Source organism: Pseudomonas sp. 3296 (assembly GCF_031456615.1).
Taxonomy (GTDB): Bacteria; Pseudomonadota; Gammaproteobacteria; order Pseudomonadales; family Pseudomonadaceae; genus Aquipseudomonas; species Aquipseudomonas mucoides.
This window is the reverse complement of the sequence record NZ_JAVDUY010000013.1, coordinates 61204-74109: the sequence shown is the minus strand read 5'-3', so window position 1 is coordinate 74109 and position 12906 is coordinate 61204. Positions and strand designations below refer to the sequence as shown.

The 12906-nt window shown below is 59.9% G+C and carries 7 protein-coding genes; 6 read left to right on the top strand and 1 reads right to left on the bottom strand.

The features are described 5' to 3' along the window. Positions 1–187: 187 nt before the first annotated feature. The 6 genes from recC to J2X66_RS28665 all read left to right on the top strand — a co-directional run bounded on the left by recC (position 188) and on the right by J2X66_RS28665 (position 11900). On the top strand, positions 188–3640 hold the full coding sequence (gene recC, locus J2X66_RS28690; protein ID WP_310271640.1) for an exodeoxyribonuclease V subunit gamma: 3453 nt from the start codon (positions 188–190) through the stop codon (positions 3638–3640). Then, complete coding sequence (gene recB, locus J2X66_RS28685; RefSeq protein ID WP_310271637.1) at positions 3637–7326, top strand: exodeoxyribonuclease V subunit beta; 3690 nt, start codon at positions 3637–3639, stop codon at positions 7324–7326. Before recC ends, recB begins: the two co-directional genes overlap by 4 nt. Continuing rightward, positions 7323–9431, top strand: a complete 2109-nt coding sequence (recD, locus tag J2X66_RS28680) for an exodeoxyribonuclease V subunit alpha (protein ID WP_310271633.1) — start codon at positions 7323–7325, stop codon at positions 9429–9431. Before recB ends, recD begins: the two co-directional genes overlap by 4 nt. 119 nt (positions 9432–9550) lie before the next feature. Next, the gene (locus J2X66_RS28675) at positions 9551–10126 is read left to right on the top strand and encodes a YfiR family protein (protein WP_310271630.1); all 576 of its coding nucleotides are present in this window, start codon (positions 9551–9553) and stop codon (positions 10124–10126) included. After that, positions 10123–11391, top strand: coding sequence for a diguanylate cyclase domain-containing protein (locus J2X66_RS28670; protein WP_310271627.1), 1269 nt, complete (start codon positions 10123–10125; stop codon positions 11389–11391). The genes J2X66_RS28675 and J2X66_RS28670 overlap by 4 nt, the downstream gene beginning before the upstream one ends. 14 nt (positions 11392–11405) lie before the next feature. Further along, positions 11406–11900 carry an OmpA family protein gene (locus J2X66_RS28665; protein ID WP_310271643.1) on the top strand — a complete coding sequence of 165 codons (495 nt, stop codon included), beginning with the start codon at positions 11406–11408 and terminating at the stop codon, positions 11898–11900. Here J2X66_RS28665 and J2X66_RS28660 read toward each other — a convergent pair. After that, complete coding sequence (locus J2X66_RS28660) at positions 11897–12844, bottom strand: LysR family transcriptional regulator (RefSeq protein ID WP_310271624.1); 948 nt, start codon at positions 12842–12844, stop codon at positions 11897–11899. The two genes, J2X66_RS28665 and J2X66_RS28660, sit on opposite strands and share 4 nt — an antisense overlap. Between the last annotated feature and the right edge of the window lie 62 nt (positions 12845–12906).

Below are 12906 nucleotides of genomic sequence, written 5' to 3'. Positions count from 1 at the left end.
TTCCCCATGTGAGAGTAGGTCATCGTCAAGATTAAATTCCGAAACCCCTATCTGCGTATGCAGGTAGGGGTTTTGTTTTGCCCGCAGGAAAGTTCGTACAGCATTACCGGACAGCTCCCGGCTGTCACAGTCTCCCGACAATGCTAAGGTTCGGCCCTAGCGTTTGTATTTTCCCAAGGAAGCCTTTATGCCGGACGCCACGTCCCTCAACGCTGCTTTTATGGTGGTTCAAAGCAACAGTCTGAATGAACTGCGCAGCCTGGTGATCAGCGTAATGCGGCGTTATCCGCTGGCTCCCCTGGAAAATGAAATCGCCTTGGTGCAGAGCAATGGCATCGCGCAGTGGCTCAAGCTGGCCCTTGCCGAAGATCCGGAAGAGGATGACATGGGCGGCTGCGGTATTGCCGCCGCCATCGACGTGCAGTTACCCGGTAGCTTCATGTGGCAGCTTTATCGCATGGTCCTTGGACGGGATGAAATCCCGGTCAAATCGTTGCTCGATAAAGCGCCGCTGACCTGGCGTCTGATGCGTCTGCTCCCGCAGTTGATCAACCAGCCGCACTTTGAGCCACTGCAGCGCTTCCTGACCCATGACACCGATTTGCGTAAGCGCTACCAGTTAGCTGAGCGACTCGCAGACCTATTCGACCAATACCAGGTCTACCGCGCCGACTGGCTCGAAGACTGGGCAGAAGGTCGTCACCAATTGCGCAACGGCAGAGGCGAAGCCAAGCCACTGGCCCCGGCCAACTGCTGGCAGGCCGAATTATGGCGAGCGCTGTTGCTGGATGTGGGGGAGGAAGGCATGGCGCAAAGCCGTGCCGGCGTTCATCAGCGGTTTATCGAACGCATCAACAGCCTCGACGTCGCCCCCAGCGGATTGCCTGCACGGGTGATCGTTTTCGGGATTTCTTCGCTGCCTGCTCAAGCACTCGAAGCACTCGCGGGACTGGCTCGTTTCAGTCAGGTTTTGCTGTGTGTGCATAACCCATGTCGTTACCATTGGGCCGACATCGTCGCCGATAAAGACCTGCTCCGGCATCAATACAAGCGTCAGTCTCGCAAGAGTGGCATGCCCGTTGTGCTCGACCCGCAAACCCTCCACCAGCATGCTCATCCGCTGCTGGCTGCCTGGGGAAAGCAGGGTCGGGACTACATCAATCTTCTCGACAGCTATGACGATCCCAACAGCTATAGCTCTGCATTTCGTGACGGTCGCATCGACCTGTTCAGCGATAATCAGCCAAAGAACATGCTCAATCAATTGCAGGACGACATTCTCGAATTACGCCCATTGAGCGAAACACGGGAATGCTGGCCAGCCGTCGATCTTGAACAAGACGAGTCGATCCGTTTTCACATCGCCCACAGTGCCCAGCGTGAAGTGGAGATCCTTCATGATCAGCTCCTGGCACGCTTCAGTGCTGATCCGGACCTACGACCTCGCGACATCATTGTGATGGTCCCGGACATCGACAGTTACGCACCGCATATTCGCGCCGTATTCGGTCAGCTTGAACGTCAGGACCCGCGTTTCATTCCTTTCACGCTCGCGGATCAGGGCCAGCGTGGTCGCGATCCCCTGCTGATTGCGGTCGAACACCTGCTCAAACTTCCCGACAGCCGCTTCCCCGTCAGCGAGATCCTCGACCTGCTGGACGTTCCAGCATTACGAGCCCGCTTCGGCGTCGAGGAGCGTGACTTGCCAACGCTGCACCGCTGGATTGAAGGTGCGGGCATCCGCTGGGGTATGAATGCCGAGCAACGCGCGGGTCTGGGATTGCCTGAAGCACTGGAGCAAAACAGTTGGCGATTTGGCCTGCGTCGGATGCTGCTGGGTTATGCCGTGGGCAGCGCCATTGCGTGCGAGGGCATCGAGCCTTACGACGAAATTGGCGGTCTGGATGCTGCGCTCATTGGACCTCTAGTGGCCCTGCTGGATGCGTTGGAGATCGCCCACCGGGAACTGGCACAACCTGCACCGCCCAAGCAATGGGGCGTGCGATTGCAAGCACTGGTGCAGCTGTTCTTCCTGGCTAGTAATGAGCATGACGACTACTTGCTCGCTCAGCTCGAAGAGTTGCGCGAAACCTGGCTCGATACCTGCGAGTCCGTAGGCTTGCAGGACGATTTGCCGCTGACCGTGGTTCGGGAAGCGTGGCTGGCCGGACTCGATCAAGGCCGCCTGTCCCAACGTTTTCTAGCCGGTGCCGTCAACTTCTGCACCCTGATGCCCATGCGGGCGATCCCGTTCAAACGGGTCTGTCTGCTGGGCATGAACGATGGCGACTATCCCCGCGCGCAACCGCCGCTGGATTTCGATCTCATGGGCAGCGACTACCGCCCCGGTGATCGGTCTCGCCGCGAGGATGACCGCTATCTCCTGTTGGAAGCGCTGCTATCGGCACGAGATCAGCTCTACATCAGTTGGGTTGGCCGAAGCATTCGGGATAACAGCGAGCGCCCGGCCTCCGTGCTGATTGGCCAATTGCGTGACCATCTCGCCAGCGGTTGGCGATTGCGCGATGAGGGCCAGGACCTGCTGGAGTCCATGACTCAGGAACACCCATTGCAGCCCTTCAGTGCGCGCTACTTTCATGAAGGCGACGCGCTGTTCAGCTACGCCAATGAGTGGCAAGTCCTTCATCAAGTCACCGAACAGATGGCTGACGGCGAAGTACTGGCGGCTTACGTACAAGAAGAGCCGCTGAGCCTCGGTCAACTGCAGGATTTCCTGCGCAATCCCGCGCGACATTTTTTCAGCCAGCGACTCAAGGTGTTCTTCGAAGCAGCTGAGGTGCCCTTGGCCGACGAAGAACCCTTTGTCCTCGATGCGCTGCAACGCTACAACCTCAGCGACAGCTTGCTTGCGGCAGCTATGGGACGCATCGATCACGCCGGTCAGGCCCTGGAAGACCAGGCCAAACGCCTGCAAAACAGTGGGCTGCTGCCCATGGCCGGATTCGGCGAATGCCTTCAGCGTGAATTGATCGAACCGCTTCCGGATCTGCTGCAGCGTTATCAACAGCTCCTGGCGTTATGGCCGACTCCGTTGACCAGCGCTTTGCCTGTGAATCTGGAGTTGGAAGGACTGCGCCTCGAAGGTTGGCTCAGTGGTTTGCACCAGCGTGCAGACGGTGGCTTGCTGTCGGTCACCACCATCCCCAACAGCATTGGCTCAATCAAAAACCGCAAATGGCACCGGTTGACGCGGCCCTGGGTCAATCATCTGGTGGCCTGCGCCAGCGGCATACCGATGACTACCGCACTGGTGGCCAGCGACGATAGCCTTCTGCTGGAGCAACTGGAGAAGGGCGTCGCACTAAAAACGCTGGGACACCTTCTGCAGGCCTGGCAGGCGGGTATGCGTCAACCCCTGCCGGTTGCAGTAAAAACGGCCTTCGCCTGGCTAGGCCAGACCGATCCGCTGAAAGCCGAATCCGCCGCCCGCAAAGCCTATGAAGGCGATGGCCAGACCACTGACGGAGAGCGCCGCGAAAGCCCCGCACTCACCCGACAGTTTGCTGACTTCGACGCGCTGCTCGCCGATGAAACGTTCCCCGACTGGTGCAACGCCTTGTACAAACCGATGCTTGAAGCCCCCTGGCGATCACTGACCAGCGAGGGGGCTCGTTCATGACCACAAAAACACCACTGGCGCTGGCCTTCCCCCTGCGCGGCAGCCAACTGATCGAAGCCAGCGCCGGGACCGGCAAGACCTTCACTATTTCCGCACTTTATCTGCGCCTTGTCCTGGGGCACGGGAGTGACGCGAGTGGTTTCGGGCGTGAACTGTTGCCGCCGCAAATTCTCGTTGTGACATTCACCGATGCCGCCACCAAAGAGCTGCGTGAACGTATCCGTACACGCTTGGCGGAGGCCGCGCGATTCTTCCGTGATGAGACCCCGGCACCGGATGGCCTCATTGCCGAACTGCGTGATCAGTACCTGCCCGAACAATGGTCGGGCTGCGCTAACCGCCTGGACATCGCCGCGCAATGGATGGATGAGGCGGCCGTCTCGACCATCCACAGTTGGTGTCAGCGCATGCTGCGCGAGCACGCCTTCGACAGCGGCAGCCTGTTTACCCAGACCCTGGAAACCGATCACAGCGATTTGCTGGGCGAAGTCCTGCGCGATTACTGGCGGCTGTTCTGTTACCCGATGCACGGCGACGCACTGAACTGGGTCCGCAGCAATTGGGGCGGACCGGCAGCGTTGTTGCCGCGCGTGCGCGGTTTGTTTGCCAGTGAACGCGACAGTGTTGAAGGAAAAGAACCAGCCGAGCTGATCAGCGAATGTTTGCAGGAGCGACGAAGCGCGTTGCTCGAACTCAAGATGCCTTGGCGTCAATGGGCAGACGAGTTGTTGGTGATCTGTCACCAGGGTGTGGCGAGCAAGAGCGTCGACGGTCGAAAGATGCAGGCACGCTACTTCGAGCCTTGGTTCGAAAAAATCAAAGCCTGGGCCGAAGATGAAACGCTTGAACAACTGGACATCGGCACCGGTTTTACTCGTCTGACACCGGACGGCATGGCCGAAGCCTGGAAGGGCGAAGTACCCCGTCATCCTGGATTGGACGCAATGCCCGGCCTCAAGGCCAGCCTCGACGGTCTGCCAACCCCCGACGCGGCCGTTCTGCAGCACGCCGCCCACTGGGTGGGAGCGCGGTTCGAAGAAGAAAAGCGTCGCCGCGCGGAGATGGGCTTCGACGACATGCTGCTGCGCCTGGATGCCGCTTTGCAGTCCGAAGGCGGCGAGCGTCTGGCCACCCTGATTCGGGAGCAGTTCCCGGTCGCGTTGATCGACGAATTCCAGGACACCGACCCGGTGCAGTACCGGATCTTCGAAAGCATCTATCGCATCGAAGACAACAATCCCGAGTGCGGCCTGTTCCTGATCGGCGACCCGAAGCAGGCGATCTACGCGTTCCGAGGTGCCGACATTTACACCTACCTGCGCGCCCGTCAGGCCACGACCGGTCGACTGCATACGCTGGGCACCAACTTCCGCTCCAGCCACGGCATGGTCAATGCGGTTAACCATGTGTTCGAACGCGCCGAGTCTCGTGAGTCGGGGCGCGGCGCGTTTTTGTTTCGGGAAAAGAATGGCGTCAACCCGGTACCGTTTCTGCCCGTGGAGTCCCAAGGACGTAAAGAAGTTCTGCGCGTAGAGGGCCAAGTGGTCCCGTCCCTGAACATCTGGCAATTGTCCGCAGAACAACCGCTGTCCGGCGCGTTGTACCGGCAACAATTGGCCGCCGCCTGCGCCAGTGAAATCACCGCATTGCTCAATGGCGGACAACAAGGTCGGACGGGTTTCGTCGAGGACGCAAAGGATTTCAGAGGCCTGCTGCCAGCCGATATCGCGATCCTTGTCCGCGATGGTAAAGAAGCTCAAGCGGTGCGCGGCGAACTCTCGGCCCGAGGTGTGCGCAGCGTCTATCTGTCGGACAAGGATTCGGTGTTCGCCGCACAAGAAGCTCACGACGTGCTGACCTGGCTCAAAGCCTGTGCCGAGCCCGATGTCGAGCGTCCACTGCGGGCGGCGTTGGCCTGCATCACGCTTAATCTGTCGCTGGGTGAACTGGAGCGATTGAATCAGGACGAACTCGCCTGGGAAGCACGGGTGATGCAATTCCGTGGCTATCGCGAGCTCTGGCGCAAGCAGGGCGTGCTGCCGATGCTGCGACGTTTGCTGCATGACTTCCAGCTCCCGCAGGCATTGATCGCGCGCAGCGACGGCGAGCGAGTTCTGACTAACCTGCTGCACCTGTCCGAATTGCTGCAGCAGGCAGCGGCCGAACTCGATGGCGAGCAGGCGCTGATCCGTCATCTGTCCGAGCATCTGGCGTTGTCCGGTCAGGCTGGCGAAGAACAGATCCTGCGCCTGGAAAGTGATGAACAACTGGTCAAGGTCGTGACCATTCACAAGTCCAAGGGCCTTGAATATCCCTTGGTGTTCCTGCCCTTCATCTGTTCGGCGAAACCAGTGGATGGCAGTCGTTTGCCGCTGCATTACCACGACGAAAACGGTCAGGCTCAGGTGAGTTTGAAGCCGGCTGCCGAGTTGATTGCCCTGGCCGACGATGAGCGTCTGGCCGAGGATCTGCGCTTGCTGTATGTCGCCCTGACTCGTGCGCAGCATGCGTGCTGGCTCGGCGTGACGGATCTAAAGCGCGGCAATAACAACAGTTCGGTGCTGCACTTGTCGGCGTTGGGTTACCTGTTGGGCGGTGGTTTACCTTTGGCCGAGTCGGCAGGCCTGAAGCGCTGGCTAGAGGACTTGCAGCAGGACTGCCCGGCGCTGAATTACGTTGAAATGCCGCCAGCCACCGCCGAGCTTTACCATCCGCCGCAAAACCAGGCGAGTTTGCTCGCGCTGCGTGTCCCGAAACGCAAGGCCAGTGAAAACTGGTGGATCGCTTCGTACAGCGCCTTGCGCATTGGCGACAGTATGAGCGTGGGCAGTGACGAAGCCCCGGAGAGCCCGCAAGCGCAAAAGCTCTTCGACGACGAACGCCTCGACCCGCAAGCACCACGAGAAGTGGCGGCCGGTGGCGGTGATATCCATCGATTCCCCCGAGGCCCCAACCCCGGCACCTTTCTTCATGGTTTGCTGGAATGGGCCGGTGGCGAAGGTTTTACCGCTACTCCCCAAGCGGTCGAAGACGCGATTGCCCGGCGCTGCAACCGTCGTGGGTGGGAAGGCTGGATCATCACGCTAAGCGATTGGCTACAACATTTGCTCAAGTCCCCGCTGCACATCGGCGGTGGGCAGGCTCTAGTGATTTTCGAGCAACTGACCCAGTACCGGGTCGAGATGGAGTTCTGGTTCGCCAGCCATAAAGTCGACGTACTGAAACTGGATGAACTGGTGCGCCAGCACACCCACAACCGTGTTGCCCGAGTGGCTGCCGAACCGGTTTTGCTCAATGGCATGTTCAAGGGTTTTATCGACCTCACCTTCGAGCATGAGGGGCGTTTTTACGTTGCCGATTACAAATCCAACTGGCTTGGCGTTGACGACGCGGCTTACACGGAACAGGCCATGGAACAGTCGATTCTCGATAACCGTTATGACCTGCAATACGTGCTGTACCTGTTGGCGTTGCACCGACAGCTCAAGGCGCGGCTGGTCGACTACGATTACGACCGGCATGTCGGTGGTGCGCTGTACCTGTTCTTGCGCGGTACGCGTGCTTCCAGCCAAGGCGTGTACTTCGTCCGTCCACCCAAAGAACTGATCGAGCGACTGGACCGAATGTTCCAGGGCAAGCCAGAACCCAAGGCCGAACCTGCGTGGGAACAGGGAGTACTGTTATGAGTCGTACCTTCGCCGATTTGCTGCCTACACCTTTGGCTGCGGAAAGCCTGGCGGATCTCGAGCCATTGAGCCGTGCCGATGACCTGCTGCTGTTACTGACGCGCTGGGTTGAGCGTGGCTGGTTGCGCGCGCTGGACAAGGCCTTCGTTGCCTTCCTCCACGAACTCGCGCCCGGTGATGATCCGTTGGTGCTGCTCGCGGCCGCGTTGACCAGTCACCAGCTGGGCCACGGCCATGTGTGTCTGGACCTCTTCGAGACGTTGAAAGAACCGGATTTCGCCCTGTCGCTGCCTCCTGAAGGTGATGTGCACAGTGGCGCGATGTTGTTGCCGTCGCAATTGCTTGAAGCGCTGGACGGTGCCCATTGGTGCAAGGTGCTGGCCTCCAGCAGTCTGGTGGCGCTGGCCGCGGACGGTCGTGAAGCGTCGCAGTCCCGGCCCCTGGTTTTATCCGGCAAGCGCCTGTACCTGCGCCGCTACTGGGCTTACGAACGACGCATCGACGATGCCCTGCGACTGCGCTTGGCTGAACACGAAACGACGCCGGATGATTTGCCCCAGCGCCTGACCGGTTTGTTCGGTTCAGTCAAAACCGGTGAAGTGATCGACTGGCAGAAACTCGCCTGTGCCCTGGCGACCCGCAGTGCGTTCAGCATCATCACCGGCGGCCCTGGCACCGGCAAGACCACCACCGTTGTGCGCTTGCTGGCATTGCTCCAGGCGCCCGCAGTGGAAGCCGGCAAACCGCTGCGCATTCGACTGGCCGCACCCACCGGCAAAGCGGCGGCCCGACTCACGGAGTCGATCAGCCAACAAGTCCGGACCCTGCAAGTCGCTGAATCAGTTCGCGGCCAGATCCCGTCGGACGTCACCACCGTTCACCGCTTGCTGGGCAGTCGACCCGGCACGCGGCACTTCCGTCATCATGCCGGTAATCGCTTGCCGCTGGATGTGTTGGTGGTCGACGAGGCGTCGATGATCGACCTGGAAATGATGGCCAATCTGCTGGATGCAATGCCGGCCCATGCGCGATTGGTGTTGTTGGGGGACAAGGATCAACTGGCCTCGGTGGAGGCCGGCGCGGTATTGGGCGACCTGTGCCGGGATGCCGAGGCGGGTTGGTACAGCCCGCAGACTCGCCAGTGGCTGGAAACGGTCAGTGGTGAAAATCTGGAGAACAGTGGTTTGCAGGCCGACACCCAAGGCACTCATCCGCTGGCCCAACAAGTGGTGATGCTGCGCCACTCGCGGCGGTTCGGCGAGGGCAGCGGCATTGGTCAACTGGCGCGCTGGGTCAATCAGCAACAACCCGAACACGCCCGCCAACTGTTGGTCGCACGAAGTCACGATGACGTGTTTTCCCTGCGGCTCAAAGGGGAACAGGACCGGGCCCTGGAGCGTCTGTTGCTGGAAGGGCATGGCGAAGGACCGCAAGGCTATCGTCACTATTTGAGTCTCCTGCGCAATCAGCGGCCAGCGCTCGACAGCCCGCTCGACGACCCACGCTGGACCGAATGGGCGCGTCAGGTATTACAAGCCTTCGACGCTTTCCAGTTGTTGTGCGCCGTGCGCAAGGGACCTTGGGGCGTGGAAGGGTTGAACCAGCGGGTGACTGCCGCGTTGCTCAAGGCCCGACTGATCGACAGCGATCAGCAGTGGTACGAAGGTCGGCCGGTGCTGATGACCCGTAACGACTATGGCCTGGGGTTGATGAACGGTGACATCGGCATCGCCCTCAAACTGCCGGAGCGCGATGGACCCGACGCAGGCAAGCAGGTACTGCGCGTGGCGTTTCCGCGAAATGATGGTCAGGGCGGCGTACGTTTTGTTCTTCCGAGCCGGCTCAATGATGTCGAAACCGTCTACGCCATGACCGTGCACAAATCCCAGGGCTCGGAATTTGCCCATACGGCGCTGATTCTGCCGGATGCCCTGAACCCGGTGCTCACCAAGGAACTGATCTACACCGGGATCACCCGGGCCAAGCATTGGTTCACCTTGATCGAACCTCGCACCGGTGTATTTGAAGAGGCTGTTCAGCGCAAGGTCAAGCGCTTGAGCGGGTTGATGTTGGAGCTGAAAGAAGGGGTTACACCGAGCGATTGAGGTGCGAGTTTCCGGCGCCAAAAAACCGTCCGAAGCGCCGTAGTACGCGGCCTCGCGGCTGTTTCATCGCTATGCTATCGTGGCAAAATTATTTCGCTACGATCGAAGAGAATCACTGCATGAAGGTGGCTGCCTGGACGACAGGACGCGTCATTGGCGGCAAGCAAGTGTTGCTCGCTGGCCTGCTCTGCTGGCTGTCCGGCAGCGTTTTTGCGCAGTCGCAAACGCCGTCGAGCATGGCTGAGCAGCGTGCCCAATCGGTCACTCAAGTGGTGCTCGGCATTCTCAGTTACGCCCGCTGGCCGGTTGAGCCCGCGCAACTGCGTTTGTGCGTGGTCGGCCCCACTGAATACACCGACGATCTGGTCAAAGGCACCACCCAGGCCACTGGCCGGCCTGTCACTGTGCGGCGCCTGCTGGCTGACAACCCGTCGATTGTCGGTGAATGCGATGCGGTGTACATCGGCAAACTGACCGGTGATGAACGCAGTCGACTGTTCGCCTCATTGATGGGGCGCCCGGTGCTGAGCATCAGTGAAAGCGACGATCAATGCACCGTCGGCAGCCTGTTTTGCCTGCGGGTCGGTGATGAGCAGGTGTCCTTCGAGGTCAACCTCGACTCCGTCGCCCGCAGTGGCGTGCGCATTCACCCCAGTGTGTTGCAGTTGTCCCGCCGCAAGCCGGCGGCCTCATGAGCTTGTTCAAACCTGGTACTCGCCCAACTTTGCGTTCAGTCATCGGTCGTGGGCATTTGATCGTCGCGCTGGTCGGCGTGGCCATGGCCAGCGTGTCTCTGACTCTGCTTGGTGCCCTCGCGTTGCGGGTCTATGCCGATCACAACCTGCACCTGATTGCGCGTTCGATCAACTACACCGTTGAAGCCGCCGTAGTGTTCAACGACAAAGCCGCCGCCACGGAAGCGCTGGCGATGATCGCGTCCACCGAAGAAGTCGCCGACGCCCAGGTGCTGGACGCCAAAGGGCAGTTACTGGCGCGTTGGCAGCGTTCAGAAAGCGGCTTGTTCTCCGATCTCGAATTGCAGATTGCCAAGACCTTTCTGGAAAAACCTATTGGCATGCCAATTGTTCATCAAGGCCGGGAAATCGGCAGCATCCAGCTCACGGGACATGGCGGCAGCCTGATGCGTTTTCTGCTCAGTGGACTGGTGGGCATTATTGTGTGTACGGCGATCAGTGCCTGGGTGGCGCTCTATCTGGCGCGGCGCCAACTTCGCGGGATTACCGGCCCACTTCGAAGTCTCGCCGCCGTTGCCCACGCCGCTCGTAGTGATCGTGCATTCGACCGTCGTGTGCCGCCCGCTGCGATCGCCGAGCTGGACAATCTGGGCAACGACTTCAATGCCTTGCTCGATGAACTCGAATCCTGGCAGACCCACCTGCAAAGCGAAAACGAAACCCTGGCGCATCAGGCCAGCCATGACAGCCTCACCGGTTTGCCAAACCGTGCGTTTTTCGAAGGCCGGCTGATTCGGGCGTTACGTAACGCCAACAAGCTCAACGAGCGAGTGGCGGTGTTGTATCTCGACAGTGACCGGTTCAAGGAAATCAACGATAACTTTGGTCACGCGGCCGGTGATGCGGTCTTGGTGGCGGTCGCGACCCGCGTGCGCGCTCAGCTTCGTGAAGAGGACCTGGTGGCGCGTCTGGGCGGCGATGAATTTGCCGTGCTGCTGTCACCGCTGCACAAAACCGAAGACGCCGAACGGATCGCCGACAAGATCCTCGCCAGTATGGAAGCACCGATCCCATTGCCGGGCAGTGTCCACGTAATGACCTCCCTCAGTATCGGCATCGCGGTGTACCCCGATCACGGTGTCACACCGGGCGCTCTGCTCCACGCCGCCGACGCGGCCATGTACCAAGCCAAGCGCGTCTCTCGTGGCGCGCAGCACACGGCAGGATCGGAACATCTTGTCACCCATGCTCAAACCAGGAGCTGATTGTTTTGTTCTCTATGACCCCGCGTTCCCTGCGATTTTTCGCGATCACCCTGTTCATGGCCTTGTTGGCCTTGACCGGGTGCCAGACAGCACCGCAAAAGGGCCTGACCCCGGCGCAGATCGCTGTGCTTAAACAGCAAGGCTTCGAACTGACTGAAGAAGGGTGGGCCTTTGGTCTGTCTGGCAAAGTCCTGTTCGGCAGTGACGACGACAGCCTGAACGCTGCCAGTACCGACATCGTCCAGCGCATCGGCAAATCGTTGCTCGGCGTTGGCATCGATCGTGTGCGGGTCGATGGCCACACCGATGCTTCTGGCAAAGAGGCTTACAACCAACAACTGTCCCTGCGCCGTGCAAAAAGTGTCGCCAAGGTGCTGACCACTGTCGGCATGCAAGAACAGAACATCCAGTTACGCGGTCTGGGCAGCAGCGAGCCGGTGGCGTCCAACACCACGGCAACGGGCCGTACCGAGAACCGTCGGGTGTCGATCGTGGTGAGTGCTGATTAATCGGCGAACACCATCTCGCGAGTTTCACCCATCAACAGACCCTGATTCTGCTCAGTGACCGAGCGGATGTAATCCCACAACAAGGTAATCCGCTTGAGCTTCCTCAGGTCTTCGCGGCAGTACATCCAGAACTGCCGCGTAATGTTGATCTCTTGCGGCAACACCGGCAGCAGTCGTGGATCCTGAGCCGCGAGGAAGCACGGCAGAATCGCCAGCGACCGCCCTTGCTGCGCCGCCACGAACTGGGCGATCACGCTTGTGCTGCGCAAATTGGCACTGGCGCCGGGCAATACGTTCGCCAGGTACAACAGCTCTGAGCTGAACGCCAGATCGTCGACATAACTGATAAATGAATGCTTGCCCAGGTCTGCCGGGCGGCGGATCGGTGGGTGTTTGTCCAGATAGTCCTGGGTCGCGTACAGCTGCAAGCGGTAGTCGCAGAGTTTGCAGCACACGTACGGACCATGTTCCGGGCGCTCAAGGGCGATGACGATGTCGGCTTCGCGCTTGGACAGGCTGATGAAGTGCGGCAGCGGCAGGATGTCGACGGAGATGGCCGGGTAGGCGTCGACGAAGTGGCTCAGTTGCGGCGTGATGAAAAAGCTGCCGAAGCCTTCGGTGCAGCCCATGCGCACGTGGCCGGACAATGCCACCCCGGACCCCGACACCTGCTCGCAGGCCATGTGCAATGTGCTTTCAATGGACTCGGCATAACCGAGCAATCGCTGACCCTCAGCGGTCAGGACAAAGCCGCTGGTCCGGGATTTCTCGAACAACAAAGTCCCCAATGCCGCTTCCAGCGAACTGATGCGACGCGACACGGTGGTGTAGTCCACCGCCAGGCGCTTGGCCGCAGTGCTGGCCTTGCGGGTGCGGGCGACTTCGAGGAAAAACTTGAGGTCATCCCAGTTCAGCGAGCCTAAAGACGTGATGTTTTTTTGCATGATGGACCGGCTTTTATGTGCGTTCTTATTAGAAGTTTGCACATCTATACTCCAAAAACAGC